The following is a 15736-nucleotide window of genomic DNA, read 5'->3' on the forward strand; positions in this document are numbered from 1 at the left end:
GTACGGAGTCGGCGTGTAGAAAATGACACGGGATCCGAGACGCATCCATCGTAGCGAGGACCGCGCGGATCGGGACCGCGCGCCGATGCTCGAGATCAACCGAACGACTCCTGTGGACGCCGGTGAACGATGAACACCGTCGGCACGCTGCTCAACGCCGAACGCGAGCACAGCAGCTACGTCTACGCGATCGCGGCGATCGCGGCGCTCAACGGGTTGCTGTTCGGGTTCGACATCGGCGTCATCTCCGGGGCGCTGTTGTACATCAACGAGACGTTCGCGCTGACCCCGTTCCTCGAGGGCGTCGTCACCAGCAGCATGCTCATCGGGGCGATGATCGGCGCGGCGATCGGCGGGACCCTCTCCGACCGGTTCGGTCGCCGGCGGGTGACGTTCGCGGGCGCCGTCGTCTTCTTCGTCGGCTCGTTCGGGATGGCGCTCTCGCCGACGCTCGCGTGGCTCGTCTTCTGGCGGGTCGTCGAGGGGGTCGCCGTCGGCGCCGCCTCGATCGTCGGCCCGCTGTTGATCGCCGAGACGGCCCCGCCGGACATCCGGGGGGCGCTTGGCTTCCTCCAGCAGCTGATGATTACCATCGGCATCCTGCTGGCCTACACCACGAACTACCTCTTCGCGCCCGACCTCTTCGGGATCATCGGCTGGCGCTGGATGCTGCTGTTCGGGGCCGCACCCGCAGCGGTGCTCGCGATCGGGACCTACTTCCTCCCCGAGACGCCACGCTGGCTCGTCGAGAAAGGGCGGATCGACGAGGCCCGGGACGTCCTCTCGCGGCTCCGGGCGACCGACGAGATCGACGAGGAGATCGCCCGGATCCGCGAGGTCAGCGAGACCGAGGCCGAGGGCGGCCTCGCAGACCTGCTCGAACCGTGGGTCCGCCCGGCGCTCGTCGTCGGCGTGGGCCTGGCGATCATCCAGCAGTTCGCCGGCATCAACACGATCCTCTACTACGCACCGACGATCCTCACCAACATCGGCTTCGGGAACGTCGCCTCGCTCGTCGGGACCCTGGGGATCGGGGTCGTCAACGTCGTCCTGACCGCCGTCGCGATCCTGCTGGTCGACCGCGTCGGCCGGCGACCGCTCTTGCTCGTCGGAACCGCCGGAATGGCCGTCATGCTCGGCGTGCTCGGCCTCGGCTTCTTTCTCCCCGGGCTCTCGGGAATCGTCGGCTACGTGACCCTCGGGAGCATGTTCCTCTACGTCGGCTTCTTCGCGATCAGCCTCGGCCCCGTCTTCTGGCTGATGATCTCCGAGATCTACCCGCTGCACATCCGGGGCACCGCCGAGGGCGTCGCGAGCGTCACCAACTGGGGCGCGAACTTCGTCGTCGGCCTCACCTTCCTCCCGATGGTCGATCTGATCGGCGAGGGCTACTCCTTCTGGATCCTCGGAGCGTTCTGCGTGCTCGCCTTCTACTTCATCTACACTCGAGTTCCCGAGACGATGAACCGCTCGTTGGAAGAGATCGAGGACGACCTCCGTGCGAACACCGCCGTCGGCGCCGACGCGGACCGAGCCAGTCCCCAGCAGACGGACTGAGACCGGGCCCGGTTCTCCTCTCCATGGAGACGCCCTGTTTCGCGCGGGAGGCGACGTCCGCGGCTGTCTGAACCGAGAACCCGGGCGGAACCCGCCCGAAGGAGGGTACGGGCTCGCCGACGCGCGGCTCGAGCCGGGAATCGAACGATTAACACGGCATCCGACGTACCGATCGCCAATGGTCGTCGTACGGACCGCCGTCGTCCTCGCGGTCGCCGTCCTCGGCGCGCTCGCCCAGGCCGCGATCACCGTCCGCTGGTACGAACCGCCGACGATCGATGACCGCGAGCCGAACCCGCTGTTCGAGGCCGGGCTCTTCTTCGTTGTGTTCGGTGTCGCGTTCGCAGTCGCCGGCTACGCCGTGGCCGCCGCCGGGGAGTTGGTGCCACCCTATAGCCGGATCGCCCTCCTCGCACTGACCCCGATCGGCTACTACGCGGCCTACGCCTGTACCACGGGCCGCATGGGAACCGGACGCGACCGGGCGACGCGGCTGATGGGTGCCGTCAGCGGTGCCGTCGTCGGCACGTATCCGATCGTTTTGCTCGCGGTGTAGACCCTGGCCGCATCGGGTCTCTCGAGTCGATCTTCGCTCTCGCACGGACGGCAGATCGCGAACTGACCGACTCGGGCGTGGTTTTTCAGGCTCGGAAAACGCTCACGGGGGATATTACGCCTGTCATCCAAAGCGAGAACTGCCGGCACGGTGACCATCCTCGTGAGCCCGTCGGCAAGCCACTCTCTCGCGATCTGCCGTCTCTCCTCTGGGACGGCGGAACTCGCATCGAACTCGACGAGGGCCCGCCGAGGGCCGAGTCGGTCCGAGAGCGAAACGACCCCACCGGACGACCTTCGGGTTCGTACGAAGAAATGAACCCTGGAGAGCGCCGATTGCCGGTAGAGCGGCGGGAAGAGGCAGGGTCGTGGGATTCTGACTCGGTCGTTTCGCCTCACTCACACCCTGTTCGAATCCTGGCTCATGTAGCGAACTCGCCGCTCACGGGTTTGCTCGCGCCGCAAAAACACGGATTCGCCGGGACTGAGCAACGGGAAGCGTTTGCTCGGTACGGCGAGTTCACGACTGAGCGAGTGAAACGAAGTGAAGAAGTGGACTCGCCGGGATTTGAACCCGGGGCCTCTCCCATGCCAAGGGAGTGATCTACCACTGATCTACGAGCCCGCATCCCTTCGTTCCCCTCGGGTCCAGATAAACCCCTCGAAAACCGGCCGCACCGACAGCTCCGACGCCGTGTAGAAACCCTTTAGTCCGCGACGGCAGAACGGACGGTGGGAAGCGCACGGCCGCAAATCCGACTCGCTGCCGTTGGCAGCTTGGGATTGCGGAAGTGCACCGGTCCACCCGGACCGACGACAGCGGTCAGTGCGGTTCCTATCCTCACTAATGGCACGAATGCATACCCGCCGTCGGGGCTCGTCCGGTTCGGACAGACCCACGGCAGACGAACCGCCGGAGTGGAGCGACGTAGACAGCGACGCGATCGAAGACCGGGTCGTCGAGCTCGCCGAGCAGGGCCATGACCCGAGCCAGATCGGGATGAAACTGCGCGACGAGGGCGTCACCGGAACCCCGATCCCGGACGTCAAACTCGCGACCGGAAAGAAGGTCGGCGAGATCTTGGCGGAAAACGACGCCTCGCCCGCCCTCCCCGAGGATCTCCGGAACCTGATGGAGCAGGCAGTCCGCCTGCGCGAGCACGTTCGGGAGAACGGCCAGGACTACCAGAACAAGCGCGCGCTCCAGAACACCGAGTCAAAGGTGCGTCGTCTAGTCGACTACTACCGCGGCGATGAGATCGACCCCGAGTTCACGTACACCTACGAGGTCGCGGCGGACCTCTTAGAGGAGTAGCCACCGAATGACCGCGACTCGCGCCGCCGTCGAGGCCGACACCGGGCTCGCCGCCGCCATCGAGAGCGCCGGCTTCGTCCGCGTGCTCGCCCGGGCCGACGGCGACGCGGTGGCCGCGAGCGGTCTGCTCGCGCGGGCGCTGGCCGACCGCGCGATTCCCTACCAGGTTTCGGTCGCCCCGACGGTCGCCGACCGGACGGCCCGCCTCGAGAGCGACGGAGACGACGTGACCGTCGTCGTCGGTGACGGCCCCGAGAGCAGCCACCGGCTGGCGCCCGAAGGCTCCGCGACGCCGCGGGCCTGCGAACTCGTCGCCGATCTCGGAAGCGAGCCGGAGCCGATCCTCGCACTCGCGGGAGCGGCGGCGGCCGGGATCGATCCCGAAAGCGGGGAACTCGCCCGGCTTCGCGAGTCTACCGTCGACGACGGGCTGATCGAGCCCCGTCCGGGGATCGCGACGCCGACCGACGCCACCGACGCTCTGGCCCACACGACGCTGTGTCGGGGCCCGTGGTCGGGCGATTCCGACGCCGCCGAGTCGCTGGTCGAAGCGGCCGGCGGGGAGCCGACCGCGACGGCCTCCGCGGTGGCCATCGACGCCGTCGGAGGGGAGGCCTCTCGACGGGCGGCCCACGCGGTCGAGCGGGTCCTGCGACCGGCCCGGATCGCCGGCGACCACCCCTTCGCGACCGTCGAGGGCTACGCGGACGTCCTCCGTGCGCTCGCACGGACGACCCCGGGTCTGGGCGTCGCGCTCGCTGCCGGGAATCCCGGCCGCGTCCGCGAGGCGGCCCTCGAAACCTGGCGCGAGCACGGTCGGCGGGCCCACGCGGCCCTCGACCGTGGGGCGACGCGCCGGTACGACGGGCTGGTCGTCGTCGAGACCGACGACGCAGTCGAGGCAGTCGCCGGGATTGCCGCCGACTACCGTTCGCCCGAGCCCACGGTGTTAGCGATCGACGGGGAGAACGGCGAAGCCGCACTCGCGACGACGGAGGCGCGCCCGCTCGGAGAGCCACTCGCGGCTGCAGCAAAAGAGCTCGGCGCGGGGAACGCCTACGACGTGGGTCCCCGCCGGGGCTACCTCCGGATCGAGGGCGACCGGGACGCGGTCGTAACCGCCGTGCGGGGGGCACTATGACCGGCCACGAACGCGCCCGCGCGACGATCCGGACGGCCCACGAGGACGGCGAGACGATCGCCGCCGCGATCGCGCCCGACAACACCGCGGAGATGGAGACCACAGTCGAAGGAAGGGAGGTCCAGACGCGGATCGCCCGCGACTCGACGGCCGGCCTGCGCTCGACGACCGACGACTACGTCGTCAACCTCGCGGTAGCCATCGAGACGGTCGCGCTCGCTGACGGCACCGACGAGAGCGAAGAATCGAACGACGGAACGACCGCGGCAGACGATACACAATCATGAGCGAACGATCGGTTTCACGATCCAGACAGGAGAAGCGATGGTACACCGTGCTCGCCCCCGAGCAGTTCGACCGGGCTGAGCTCGGCGAAACGCCAGCTGACGAGCCCGAGCAGGTCTACGACCGGACGATCGAGACCACGCTCGGCGAACTGACCAACGACGCGAGCGAGAACAACACGAAGCTCACGTTCCGGATCACGGACGTCGGCAGCGACGCGGCCTACACCGAGTTCGAGCGCCACGCGCTCGCCAGGGACTACCTCCGCTCGCTGGTCCGCCGTGGCGCCTCGAAGGTCGAGGCCTACGTCACCGTCCTCACCACGGACGACTACCGGGTCCAGATCCAGCCCGTCGCCTTCACGACCAAGAAGGCCGACGCGAGCCAGGAGAAGGCGATCCGCGAGAAGATGGTCGAGATGGTCGAGGAAGCCGCCGCCGAGCGGACCTTCGATTCGCTGATCGACAGCGTCGTCGAGGGGCGACTCTCCTCGGGGATCTACGGCGAGGCGAAGACGATCTATCCGCTTCGCCGCGTCGAGATCCAGAAGACGACCCTCGAGGCCCACCCCGAGGAGGTCGCCGAGGAAGAGGAGACCGCAGTCGAGGTCGACGACTCCGAATAAGCGGTTTTTCGAGTTCTTCGATCTCCGGGACGAGTACCAGCGGCGTCACTCGACCACGACGACCGTCCCGACCATCCCGGCGCCGACGTGAGGGATGCAGATGTAGTCGTACGTCCCCGGAACCTCGAAGGTGTGGCCGTAGGTCCCGCGGGGCTCGAGGCGACCCCCGCGGGAGTCGCGCCAGGCCTCGCGGGCAGCGTCCTCGCCGTCGAAGCCGCCGGTCGCGAAGTAGTCAGCGCCCTCGGGGAGGGAACCCTCGAGGGCGGTGATGGTGTGATCGGCACCGCTCGTGTTCTTCCAGACGACCCGGTCGCCGACGCTCGCCTCGTACTCGGCAGGATCGAACGCGTTGCGAGACATTCCGACCTCGTACTCCTCGCCGCCGGAGAGGCGTTCGCCGACGTCGGCGAGGGTCGTACAGCCCGCGAGGGCGATCGAGGACGCGCCAGCGAGCGCCCCGAGGTAGCCACGCCGGTCCATATCGGAGGTTGGGACGAGCGCGATATAACGGCCGTGGTTCGGACGCCGGTCTCGCTCGAGAACTGGGCAGTGGAGACGAGGTCGCGTAACTGATCATCACGTCCGTAAAGGCCGTGATCTCGGTGCCGAACAGCGAAACGCCCTCGCCCCCACAGTGGTCCGAACACGACCTGAAGAAGAGCGCCGGGCTCGCGAGGACGAACAGTCCCCCGACGAGGAGCAACAGGCGGTTTTTCATCCTTTCGGAAGGTTCGTGTCAATCCAGATAAAACCCGTGCCGCCCGGCGGGCACGTACGGTGTCGAACGGTCCGTTCTCGAGGGCGAAGGGGTCCCGCGGCGAGCGTCGAACACCCTCCCGGACATGGAAACGCTTAGGAGCGTCCTGGTCCGAACCCCTCCCATGAACGCGGCTACGAGCACGTCGGCGTCCGGCCGGGTGAACCCATGAGCGACGAACCGGACGGGGACGACGGAGCCGACGCGGACGCCGGGGAAAACGGCGAGAACGGCGCGAGCGAGGGAGGGGTCGAACCCCTCCAGGAACGGACCGAGGAGCTCCGCGAGCGCCTCGAGAGCGCCGAGACCGAGAGCGACCTCGACGAGATCGAGACCGAACTCGAGGCGATCGAGGCCGACTTAGAGCCGCTCGTCGAGGCCGAAGCGGAGGACGCCGAGGAGGGAGACGACGAGGACGAAGAGGGCCCCGCAACGACGCTTTCGAGCGACCTCGAGACCCTCGGGACCGACCTCGAGGAGTCCAGAGGACCGTACGCCGAGGACGTCGTCCGGGAACTCGACGAGGCCACCGAGGAGGTCGCCGAGACCCGCTGGACCGACCAGGGCGAGGCCGAACTCGAGGCGGCAGTCGAGGCCTACGTCGCCGAGGTCGAGGAGTTGCTCGCGGGCGAGGAGAGCGTCGAGGGGATCGAGGACGCCGAAACCTTAGACACCGTCGAACGGCTCACCGCCCAGCTCGAGGCGGTCGGGAGCGCGATCGAAGCCGCAGACCTCGATCCCGACGAGGACGGCGAGACGCTCGCCGGGCTGGTCGAGGCGACCGAGGAGCTTCGGGCGGCGATCGAGGACGCCCAGACCTGGGACGACCTCTCCGTGCGCGAACAGCTCGACGCCCAGGGCTACTACGACGTCCTCTCACACAACAAGGACTACCCCCCCGAGTGGGGCGCGCTGAAGGTCCACGAGAAGCAGGGCAACGTCGAGATGGTCCTGCTCGCCCTCGAGACCTTCGAGTCCGACTTCATGGAGGAACACGCCCTCGAAGCCCTCGAACGGATGGGCGACGAGGCCGCCCTGGAGACGATGGCCGGGCGCGCCGAGAAGCGAAATCGGCCCGCGATCCGGATCCTCGGGAAGATCGGCGTCGCCGACGAGGCCGTCGTCGAGACCCTCACCGAATACATCGACGCCGACTCCGACCCCCTCCTCCAGAAGGTCACCTTCCGCGCGTTGGGAGAGATGGGCAGCGAGGCGGCCGTCCAGCCGCTTGCGAACAAGCTCCTGGCCGACGATCCCGACACCCGGAGCCGGGCCGCCCGCGCGCTCGGACTGATCGGCGACACCCGGACGATCGATCCCCTCGCGGACGTCGTCGCCGACGACGAGGAAGACACCGTCCGGGCCAGCGCCGCCTGGGCCCTGAACCGGATCGGCACCGAGGAGGCTCTCGACGCGCTCGGCGAGTACGACGACGACCGCTCGTACCTCGTCCAGTCCGAGGCCGAGCGCGCGGCACAGGTTTAAATAGGGGAACGCGCCAGACCCGGCGATGCGCGCCGGGCCGGCGGTCGCCGTCTTCGTATTGCTCGCCGTCAGCGTCGTCGCCGTCTCGGGGGTGTTCGCCATCGGCCCCGGAGCCGCGACCGTCGATCCGGCGGCCGAACCCGCCGACCGCTGTCCGACCGGCCCGACCGAGGAGACCAGGGAGCGAGTCGACGAGTTGAACGCGAGCGACGGCCCCCGGATCGCGGGGCTCTATCCCGATCCGACGACCGACGGCAACGTCGGCAAGTTCCTCGTCCTCTCGGTGCCCGATCCCTCGGTGCTGGCCGACCACGAGTGGACGATCACCGACGGCCACACGACCGCCACCCTCCCGAACGAGACCGACGCCGGACGGATCGCGCTCTCGATGGACCCCGATCGCGCGGGAGCGATGACCGATCGCCCCGTCGCCGGACTCGAGGGTCACCTCCAGCTTTCGGCCGACGGTGACGAGCTCGCGCTCCAGCGCGACGGCGAGCTCGTCGATCGGGTCGCCTACGAGGATGCCACCGAGGGCGAGTTCTGGTACCGGGCGGAGGGCGAGGGCGGCGAGTGGTGGCCCCGCGGGGCGACCTGCCGGCCCGTCGAAACCGCCGCGGACGGGGAGGCAACCACCTTCGTCCTCCCCGACGCCTCCGACCTCCTTCTGGACGTCCTCGCCGACGCCGACGACCGGATCCTGCTCGCGGGCTACACCTTCACCGACGAGGACGTCGCCGAGGAACTCCACGCGGCCATGGACCGTGGCGTCTCCGTCTCCGTCCTGATCGAGGGCGGTCCCGTCGACGGGGTGCCCGAACCGGCCGAACCCCTGCTCGCCGACCTCGCGGACGCGGGCGCGACCGTCCGGGTCGTCGGCGGCGAGGGCGACCGCTACGCGAGCCACCATCCCAAGTACGCCGTCGTCGACGATCGTGCGCTCGTCACGACCGAGAACTGGAAGCCCGCAGGAATCGGCGGCGCCGGGAGCCGGGGCTGGGGCGTCGTCGCCGAGGATCCCGCGATCGCTGCCGATCTCGCGACCGTCTTCCGGGCCGACGCCGCCGGCCGGGACACGAGCACGTGGGCGGACTACCGCGAGAACGCCACGTTCGTCGAGAGCGATCCGCCGAGCGACCCCATCGGGGGCGATCGCGCGCCCGAAACCCACGCGGTCGAGGAGACCGAACTCCTGCTGGCGCCCGACAACGCAGAGGGGCGACTCGTCAAACTGATCGACTCCGCCGAGGAGGAACTGCTGGTGACATGCTCCCACGACTGAAATCGTGGGCTTCCCACGCCCGCCAACGGGCGGTTCGTTGGTCTCTTCGGCTTTCCGGTCCGACGAACCGGTGGGAGTGCCACGCCCCCGTTACTCCTATCGCGCACGGGACTCGGAGTTACGTGGTTGTTTTGCGTCGGTCTGCGTTCCACGGGCTTACTTGTTTGATGAGGCAAACCCCGAGTCAACTGCCAGTTTGTGGACTGTCGAGACGCGACGAGGGACCGTCGCATCGACGGACAAATATACGGGCGTGGGGCACTCAACCCTTCCGGTTTCGGCAGTTGGACAGTGTGCGGCGATTCCTCCCACGACTGAAGTCGTGGGTTTTCTCGCCTAATTCGTATAAAACAGGTCAGCATCGGCGACCGCGAGTTCCCGCCCCTAGAGGCCGCGATCGACGCCGCCGAGCGGGGCGTCGAGGTGCGGATCCTGCTCGACTCGACCTGGTACGTCGAGGAGGAAAACCGCGCGCTCGCCGACCGGCTCGCGGCAGAAAGCGAGGAGTTTCCCCTCGAGATTCGCCTCGTCGAGAGCGAGGGCTTCGAGAAGATCCACGCGAAGGGAGTCGTGATAGACCGCGAGACGGCCGTCGTCGGCAGCGCCAACTGGAACAACGCCTCGCTGCGCGAGAACCGTGAGGTCGCCCTCGCGCTCCACGGCGACGGGATCGGCTCCTACTACGCCGAGGTCTTCGAGGACGACTGGGGCGGCGACGACACCTGGCCCCTTCCCGTCGGCCTGCTGGACGCGATCGCGCTCGCGCTCGTGGTCGCCGTCGGCGCCGTCCGCCGGTACGTTCCGTTCGGAGCGCCCGAACGCAGGGAGGTCGATTCCCGGACGGAGAGCGACCGCGAGGAGGGTTCGGGGCCGGGCGTCGGACCGCCCGTCGAGCGGTCGGCCGGGAGCGATCGGTCCGGAGACGAGGGGAAGAGAACCGAGGTCCGAAAGAGATAGCCGCTCAGTCGTCGATCGCGCCGGCCGCCGAGAGCTCGTCGTCGATCTCCGCGGCGGCCATCTTCTCGACCAACGCGTCGATGACGGCCTCGCGTTTGCCCTTGACGAACTTGATCGAGCCGACGACGAGGTGGCCGCCGCCGGAGACGCCCGCGCCCTCGACTTCCTCGGCGAGCTCCGAGACCATGTTCGGGATGTCGAGCCGGACGCCGTCGCTCCGGAGGACGGCGAAGTCGGGACCGTAGCCGACCGTGATGACGGGGTCGCCGGTCGCCTCGATCTTCCGGTCGTGGAGTTCGCCGGTGGTCTTGCCCGGTGCGGGGTAGGTAAACCGGTGGGCGTGGTTCTCGACGTCGAGGCGATAGAGGTGGGCGTCGTTGGCGAGGCTTTCGTGTTCGACGTGGGGTTCGGCGGCCTCGAGTTGCTCTTCGACGTCCTCGCGGGCCCGCTCGGAAAAGAAGTCGACGAGTTCGTCGTGGGGGTCCTCCCCGTTTCCGAGCCCGAGCAGGTCCCGGATCAGCCGGTCGCCGGAGTTGTATCGCAGCCAGTGGGCCGCGTAGTCCAGGGCCTCGCTTACGTCCCCGAGGCGGTCCTCGTCGTAGCCCGCCTCGCTCGCGAGTTCGACGTACCGGGCCATCGCGTCGGCCTTCGAGCGGTCGGCGAGGCCGGCGACGGCGGGGACGTGGCGCAACTGCTCGCCGAAGGCGGGGTCGATCATCCGCGCGAGTTCGACACAGCACATCCCGGTCGTGATCCGGTAGTCCTCGCCGTGGAGGTAGGGGTTGACGTGGGCCGCGAGGGAGTCCTCCACCGCGTCGGGATCGGGATGGTGGTGGTCGATGGCGACGATCGGGATGTCGTAGTGGGCCAGCGTCTCGTATGCGGGGACGTCCTCGGCCGTCGAGCCGTTGTCGAGCATGAGGAGGAGCGGAAGCTGGTGGCCGTGGCGCTCCCGATCCTCGAGGGCGTAGTTCAGGTCCCGGGTGGCGTCCTCCATCTCGTAATACGGCGCCTTCGCGGGCAGGCGCTTGATCAGGTGCCGGGAGGCGTCGTCGGCCTCGTGGACCTCCTCGATGAACCGCTCCAAGGCCATCTGGACGGGGACGGCGGCACACATCCCGTCGCCGTCGGCGTGGTGGCGGATCCGGATCGGCCGGCCCTCCAACACTGTTCGGCGGAGCTTCTTCGCGACGGCCTCCAGATCGGGCCGCAGTGCCTCGAAGGCGGGCCAGTCGATCAGGGGCTCGACTGTATGGGGCTCGGCACGCTCCTCCAAGGAGTGCTCGATGCGCTCGCAGGCCTCGGCCTCGTCGTCACCCTCGAGGGTGGAGAGCCCGTCGACCTCGAGCTGGATCGAGCCCTCCCGGCGTTCGGGGACGCCGGTGATCCGGACGACGTCGCCGACCTCGGTCGCGGGGTAGGCCCGGACCCCCGCCTCCTCGAACGCCGCACAGGGGACGACGCCGTACTCGTCGGTGACGTGGAAGATCGTCGGCCCGCCGGTCTGTTTGATCTGGACGACCTCGCCCTCGAGGTGGATCTGCTCGCCGACCGACGCCTCGAGGCGGTCGGTACCGGTCAGGGAATACTCGTGACCGATCGGCTCGAGGTCGTAGTCATCGGAGATCTCCGCGGGCACGAACGCGAGGTCGCCGTTGTCGCGGACGGCCTCGAGGGACACGACGAGTTCGTCGCCGACGCGGTAGGTGCCATCGAGGACAGACTCGTGGACGAGCCCTGAGATCGAGTCGGAGAGATCGACGAAGACGCCGTAGTCGACGACGCCGTTGATTTCGGCGAGATAGAAGCGCTCTTCCTCGATATCGTCTGCGGTACAGTCTGCATCGAGATCGTAGACGACGGAAATCCCGTCTTCGCCGGCTCCGCCGGCGGACTCACGTGTCATCGGTATCCGTGGTTCGTGTCGGCCCGGTATAACCCTTATCAAGACGGTTCGGGCGCCCTCCACGCGGAATCGGGCCCGACGTTGTGGGCCTCGGTCGCCCGCCTTCGGCGACTGTCGTCGCCCTCTTGACGGCCTCGCCGTCTCGATTCAGGTGGGCACCGTTCGCTACCGCTCGCTCTGCCCACTCCTTCGGCGAACTTCGTTCGCGCCCTCGGCGGACTTCATCCGCCTCATTTTCCGTGAATTCCGCTCGCTATCGCTCGCATCGTCTACCCTCTTCGGCGGCTAGCGCCGCCTCCGTTTCGGCGAACTTCGTTCGCCCTCCTTCCGCAACGTTTAGCAACACCACGCCCCCATCCAGGGCATGGGCCTGCTCGACGCGTTGTTCCGATCGAGCGGGATCCTCGGCATCGCCGAGGAAACCCTCGACTTCGCCCTCGAGTCCGCCGGGGAGAGCCACCCCGACGAGTACATGGGCCTGCTCCGCGCGTCGGAGGCGAGCCGGCTCGGACTCGACCGCGAGGGGCTCGTCGTCACCGACGTGCTCGTCATCCCTGGGACCGAGACCAACAGCGTCAGCGCGACGGTCCGGACGAGCCAGGTACCGAACGACGTCAACGCCGTCGGCAGCGTCCACTCCCATCCCAACGGCGTCTTGGAGCCGAGCGTCGAGGACCTCGCTTCCTTCGGGCGGGGCTCGGTCCACCTCATCCTCGGGGCGCCCTACCGGAACCACGACTGGCAGGCGTTCGACTCCGCCGGCGAGCCCCGCGACCTCGAGGTGATCGACGTCTCCCTTCCCGACCCGGAGGACTTCTTCGACTTCGACCAGGCCGACATCGACGAGGAGCTACGCGAATGGTAGACACAGACGGAAACCGACGGCCACGAACGGAGAACCGATGAGAGAGCCACGGAAACCAGGGGCCGCCGATCGGCCATGACCCGCGTCGTCGCCCAAGGAACGTTCGACATCCTCCACCCGGGCCACGTCCACTACCTCCGGGAAGCCGCCGCGATGGGCGAGGAGCTGTACGTCATCGTCGCCCGCGCCGAAAACGTCGACCACAAGGAGGCCCCGATCTGTCCGGGCGCCCAGCGCCGGGACGTCGTCGCGGCCCTCGAGATGGTAGACGACGCCCGCCTCGGGGACGAAGCGGACATCTTCGCGCCGATCGAGGCGCTCCGGCCCGACGTCATCGCGCTCGGCCACGACCAACACCACGACCCCGAAGCGATCGAGCGCGAACTGGGAGAGCGGGGGATCGACTGTGCGGTCCGGCGGGCGAGCGGCCGCGAGCCGCGCCATCCCGACGAGATGCTCTCGACGCGGCTGATCGTCGAGCGGGTGCTCGAGCGTCGTTCTTAAAGCTTCCGTTAGAGTCAAACGTTCGGCGGGAGAACAGGGGGGTATGAGCGGACAGGCCCAGCGGTCGATCCGGTGTCTCGTCGCCAAGGTCGGCCTCGACGGCCACGACCGGGGCGCACACGTCATCGCGCGGGCGTTTCGCGACGCCGGCTTCGAAGTCGTCTACTCGGGGCTCCACAAGGCACCCGAGGAGATCGTTCAGGCGGCGGTCCAGGAGGACGTCGACGTCCTGGGGATCTCCATTCTCTCGGGGGCCCACAACACCCTCGTCCCGAAGATCATGGACGGCCTGGCGGAGTACGGCGCAAAAGAAGACACCCTGGTCCTCGTCGGCGGCGTCATCCCCGAGGAAGACCGTCCCGACCTCAGAGAGCAGGGCGTCGCCGCCGTCTTCGGTCCTGGGACGCCGATCGAGGAGACGATCGAGTTCGTCCGCGAGAACGCGCCCGAACGGCGATGACCTCCGGGACCGCGGGAAACGACGACCTGCTGGAACGAGTTCTCGCGGGCGACCATCGCGCGCTCGCCCGGACGATCTCGCGGATCGAGGACCGCGCGCCGGGCTACCGCGAACTGGTCGCCGGCCTCTACGACCACGCGGGAACCGCCGACGTCATCGGGATCACGGGGAGTCCCGGCGCCGGGAAATCGACGCTGGTGGACAAACTCGCCGAGACGTATCGCGAGCAGGGAAAAACCGTGGGGATCGTCGCCATCGACCCCGCCTCTCCCTTCACCGGAGGCTCCGTCCTGGGCGATCGGATCAGAATGGCCTCCACGGTCGGAGATATGGACGTCTTCGTCCGGTCGATGAGCGCCCGGGGCGCCCTCGGCGGGCTCTCTGCGGCCACCACGGAAGCCGTCACCGCGATGGACGCCTTCGGGAAGGACGTCGTCATCGTCGAGACCGTCGGCGCGGGCCAGAACGAGATCGACGTCGTGAAGGCTGCCGATACGGTCGCCGTCCTCGTCCCGCCGGGGTCGGGCGACTCCGTCCAGACCCTGAAGGCGGGGATCCTCGAGATCGCGGACGTCTTCGTCGTCAACAAGGCAGACAGGGAGGGCTCCGACCGGACGGTCCGGGAGCTCCGGGAGATGATCGAACTCGGCGAGGACGGCCCCGACGCCTCGCCCGACGCGGGCGACCTAGAGGAACGCGGGGGCTGGAGCCCGCCGATCGTCGAGACCGTCGCCACCGAGGGGGAGGGCGTCGCCGACCTCATGGTGGCGTTCGACGACCACCAGCGACATCTCGCCGAATCGGGCGACGGCGCCCGCCAGGCCCGCCGCCGGCACGCCGAACAGATCCGGACCCTGCTCCGCGAGGACGTCCACGGCCTGCTCGAGGAGGAACTCGCGGCCCGCGGCGGGGTCGAGGAGCTCGCGGAGGCCGTCCGGCGGGGCGAACGCGACCCCTACGCGGTCGTCGAGGAGCTCCTCGAGCCCCTCGAGCGCCGCCTCGCCGAGCGAGAGGCCGGCTCGCCCGAGCCCCCGCGGTGATCGCCAGCCAGGCCCCCTCCGGGCTCGCTTCCCGAAACCCACACCACTAATGGCGATCCCGCCCAACGACGGGTATGAACCTACGCAGGGCGATCGGCGGGGCCGTCGCCGCCGCCGGGGCCGCCGCGATCGGGCACCGTCTACAGCGCCGGCGGGCAGGCGAGTTGGAGAACCCGCTTCCGGGGGTTTCCCGAACCTACCGCTGGCGCGGGATGGACGTCGCCTACACCGTCGCCGGCGATCCGGAAAACCCCGATCTGGTCTGTTATCACGGGCTCCACGCCGCCGCGAGCAGCGAGGAGTTTTCCCCGATCTTCGAGGCGCTGGCCGAACACTACCACGTCGTCGCGGTCGATCTCCCCGGGTTCGGCCGGTCGGACCGCCCGCCGCTGGTCTACTCCGCCGACCTCTACACGGAGTTCGTCCGGGAGTTCGCCGCCGACGTTCTCGAGACGCCGACCGTGCTGGCCTCCTCGCTGACGGGCTCGTTCGCGCTGTCGGCCGCCGAGGAGGGAGCCTTCGAGCGGCTCGTCCTCGTCTGTCCGACCGCCGACACAGGCCCCGAACGGCCCTGGCTTCGAACTCTGGTTCGCTCGCCTCTCGTGGGAACGGCGCTGTTCGACCTGCTCGCGAGTCGTCCCTCGCTTCGATACTTCCTCCGGCGTGAGGGCTACTACGACCCCGACTCGATCCGGCCCGAGGAGGTCGCCTACGCCTGGGCGACGACCCACCAGCCCGGCGCGCGCTTCGCTCCGGCCTCGTTCGTCTCGGGCTCGCTCGATCCGGATTTCGACCTGGCGACCGAACTCTCGGCCTGTCCGGTCCCCGTCACCCTGCTGTGGGGCCGGGAGGCCGAGATCGTTCCCCTCCGGGAGGGCCGACGGCTCGCGGAGGCCGCCGGATGCGACCTCGCGGTCGTGGACTACGCGACGCTGCTGCCCCACGCCGAGCGACCCGCGGAGGTCGCGGAGTACCTCGCGGGGCTCGTCGAGTAGCCCCCGG

Annotated in this window: 16 protein-coding genes and 1 tRNA gene; 14 read left to right on the plus strand and 3 right to left on the minus strand. The window is 68.7% G+C overall.

Translation table 11 applies throughout. The features are described from left to right. Window positions 1-129: 129 nt before the first annotated feature. A complete protein-coding gene (locus LCF40_RS14150) occupies window positions 130-1557 on the plus strand; it encodes a sugar porter family MFS transporter (RefSeq protein ID WP_114577829.1) in 1428 nt (475 codons plus the stop codon). Between the two features lie 178 nt (window positions 1558-1735). Further along, window positions 1736-2113 (plus strand): hypothetical protein, encoded by a 378-nt coding sequence (locus LCF40_RS14155; RefSeq protein ID WP_114577830.1) that lies wholly within the window; start codon window positions 1736-1738, stop codon window positions 2111-2113. Window positions 2114-2665: 552 nt separating this feature from the next. Here the strand turns inward: LCF40_RS14155 and LCF40_RS14160 are convergent. Further along, window positions 2666-2737: transfer RNA gene (locus LCF40_RS14160), tRNA-Ala, on the minus strand. A 222-nt stretch (window positions 2738-2959) separates the two neighbouring features. Between LCF40_RS14160 and LCF40_RS14165 the strand changes: the two genes are divergently transcribed. Genes LCF40_RS14165 through LCF40_RS14180 form a run of 4 tightly spaced genes read left to right on the plus strand, consistent with a single transcriptional unit; the run spans window position 2960 to window position 5478 of the window. Continuing rightward, window positions 2960-3427 carry a 30S ribosomal protein S15 gene (locus tag LCF40_RS14165; RefSeq protein WP_114577831.1) on the plus strand — a complete coding sequence of 156 codons (468 nt, stop codon included), beginning with the start codon at window positions 2960-2962 and terminating at the stop codon, window positions 3425-3427. 7 nt (window positions 3428-3434) lie between these two features. Continuing rightward, window positions 3435-4568: an exonuclease gene (locus tag LCF40_RS14170; protein WP_224828917.1), complete on the plus strand. Its 1134-nt coding sequence runs from the start codon at window positions 3435-3437 to the stop codon at window positions 4566-4568. Further along, entirely contained in the window at window positions 4565-4855 is a 291-nt protein-coding gene (locus tag LCF40_RS14175) for a KEOPS complex subunit Pcc1 (protein ID WP_224828918.1), read from the plus strand. The genes LCF40_RS14170 and LCF40_RS14175 overlap by 4 nt, the downstream gene beginning before the upstream one ends. Continuing rightward, window positions 4852-5478, plus strand: a complete 627-nt coding sequence (locus LCF40_RS14180; RefSeq protein WP_114577834.1) for a 30S ribosomal protein S3ae — start codon at window positions 4852-4854, stop codon at window positions 5476-5478. Before LCF40_RS14175 ends, LCF40_RS14180 begins: the two co-directional genes overlap by 4 nt. 45 nt (window positions 5479-5523) lie before the next feature. Here LCF40_RS14180 and LCF40_RS14185 read toward each other — a convergent pair whose 3' ends face one another. Continuing rightward, the gene (locus LCF40_RS14185) at window positions 5524-5958 is read right to left on the minus strand and encodes a cupredoxin domain-containing protein (protein WP_224828919.1); all 435 of its coding nucleotides are present in this window, start codon (window positions 5956-5958) and stop codon (window positions 5524-5526) included. Window positions 5959-6403: 445 nt separating this feature from the next. Between LCF40_RS14185 and LCF40_RS14190 the strand changes: the two genes are divergently transcribed. The 3 genes from LCF40_RS14190 (at window position 6404) to LCF40_RS14200 (ending at window position 9959) form a co-directional block, all read left to right on the plus strand. Then, window positions 6404-7720, plus strand: coding sequence for a HEAT repeat domain-containing protein (locus tag LCF40_RS14190; protein ID WP_114577837.1), 1317 nt, complete (start codon window positions 6404-6406; stop codon window positions 7718-7720). Window positions 7721-7745: 25 nt separating this feature from the next. Next, the gene (locus LCF40_RS14195; protein WP_224828920.1) at window positions 7746-9002 is read left to right on the plus strand and encodes a phospholipase D-like domain-containing protein; all 1257 of its coding nucleotides are present in this window, start codon (window positions 7746-7748) and stop codon (window positions 9000-9002) included. Window positions 9003-9347: 345 nt separating this feature from the next. Next, window positions 9348-9959, plus strand: coding sequence for a phospholipase D-like domain-containing protein (locus LCF40_RS14200; protein WP_318247900.1), 612 nt, complete (start codon window positions 9348-9350; stop codon window positions 9957-9959). A gap of 4 nt (window positions 9960-9963) precedes the next feature. On the opposite strand, the gene han is transcribed toward LCF40_RS14200, so the two are convergent. Continuing rightward, window positions 9964-11865 (minus strand): Hef-associated nuclease, encoded by a 1902-nt coding sequence (han, locus tag LCF40_RS14205; protein ID WP_224828921.1) that lies wholly within the window; start codon window positions 11863-11865, stop codon window positions 9964-9966. A gap of 364 nt (window positions 11866-12229) precedes the next feature. On the opposite strand from han, the gene LCF40_RS14210 reads away from it, so the two are divergent. From LCF40_RS14210 to LCF40_RS14230, 5 genes are all read left to right on the plus strand, one after another. After that, window positions 12230-12730 carry a Mov34/MPN/PAD-1 family protein gene (locus tag LCF40_RS14210; RefSeq protein WP_114577840.1) on the plus strand — a complete coding sequence of 167 codons (501 nt, stop codon included), beginning with the start codon at window positions 12230-12232 and terminating at the stop codon, window positions 12728-12730. 75 nt (window positions 12731-12805) lie between these two features. After that, the gene (locus LCF40_RS14215; RefSeq protein WP_114577841.1) at window positions 12806-13234 is read left to right on the plus strand and encodes an FAD synthase family protein; all 429 of its coding nucleotides are present in this window, start codon (window positions 12806-12808) and stop codon (window positions 13232-13234) included. 43 nt (window positions 13235-13277) lie between these two features. Further along, on the plus strand, window positions 13278-13694 hold the full coding sequence (locus LCF40_RS14220) for a cobalamin B12-binding domain-containing protein (protein WP_114577842.1): 417 nt from the start codon (window positions 13278-13280) through the stop codon (window positions 13692-13694). Further along, on the plus strand, window positions 13691-14734 hold the full coding sequence (meaB, locus tag LCF40_RS14225) for a methylmalonyl Co-A mutase-associated GTPase MeaB (RefSeq protein WP_224828922.1): 1044 nt from the start codon (window positions 13691-13693) through the stop codon (window positions 14732-14734). The genes LCF40_RS14220 and meaB overlap by 4 nt, the downstream gene beginning before the upstream one ends. A 74-nt stretch (window positions 14735-14808) precedes the next feature. Then, on the plus strand, window positions 14809-15729 hold the full coding sequence (locus LCF40_RS14230; protein WP_224828923.1) for an alpha/beta fold hydrolase: 921 nt from the start codon (window positions 14809-14811) through the stop codon (window positions 15727-15729). The last annotated feature ends 7 nt before the right edge of the window (window positions 15730-15736 follow it).

This window comes from Saliphagus infecundisoli (assembly GCF_020177375.1).
Lineage (GTDB): Archaea > Halobacteriota > Halobacteria > Halobacteriales > Natrialbaceae > Saliphagus > Saliphagus infecundisoli.

Coding starts and splice junctions, on each gene's coding strand:
- LCF40_RS14150 (WP_114577829.1), top strand. CDS start 130: ATGAACACCGTCGGCACGCTGCTCAACGCCGAACGCGAGCACAGCAGC.
- LCF40_RS14155 (WP_114577830.1), top strand. CDS start 1,736: ATGGTCGTCGTACGGACCGCCGTCGTCCTCGCGGTCGCCGTCCTCGGC.
- LCF40_RS14165 (WP_114577831.1), top strand. CDS start 2,960: ATGGCACGAATGCATACCCGCCGTCGGGGCTCGTCCGGTTCGGACAGA.
- LCF40_RS14170 (WP_224828917.1), top strand. CDS start 3,435: ATGACCGCGACTCGCGCCGCCGTCGAGGCCGACACCGGGCTCGCCGCC.
- LCF40_RS14175 (WP_224828918.1), top strand. CDS start 4,565: ATGACCGGCCACGAACGCGCCCGCGCGACGATCCGGACGGCCCACGAG.
- LCF40_RS14180 (WP_114577834.1), top strand. CDS start 4,852: ATGAGCGAACGATCGGTTTCACGATCCAGACAGGAGAAGCGATGGTAC.
- LCF40_RS14185 (WP_224828919.1), bottom strand. CDS start 5,958: ATGGACCGGCGTGGCTACCTCGGGGCGCTCGCTGGCGCGTCCTCGATC.
- LCF40_RS14190 (WP_114577837.1), top strand. CDS start 6,404: ATGAGCGACGAACCGGACGGGGACGACGGAGCCGACGCGGACGCCGGG.
- LCF40_RS14195 (WP_224828920.1), top strand. CDS start 7,746: ATGCGCGCCGGGCCGGCGGTCGCCGTCTTCGTATTGCTCGCCGTCAGC.
- han (WP_224828921.1), bottom strand. CDS start 11,865: ATGACACGTGAGTCCGCCGGCGGAGCCGGCGAAGACGGGATTTCCGTC.
- LCF40_RS14210 (WP_114577840.1), top strand. CDS start 12,230: ATGGGCCTGCTCGACGCGTTGTTCCGATCGAGCGGGATCCTCGGCATC.
- LCF40_RS14215 (WP_114577841.1), top strand. CDS start 12,806: ATGACCCGCGTCGTCGCCCAAGGAACGTTCGACATCCTCCACCCGGGC.
- LCF40_RS14220 (WP_114577842.1), top strand. CDS start 13,278: ATGAGCGGACAGGCCCAGCGGTCGATCCGGTGTCTCGTCGCCAAGGTC.
- meaB (WP_224828922.1), top strand. CDS start 13,691: ATGACCTCCGGGACCGCGGGAAACGACGACCTGCTGGAACGAGTTCTC.
- LCF40_RS14230 (WP_224828923.1), top strand. CDS start 14,809: ATGAACCTACGCAGGGCGATCGGCGGGGCCGTCGCCGCCGCCGGGGCC.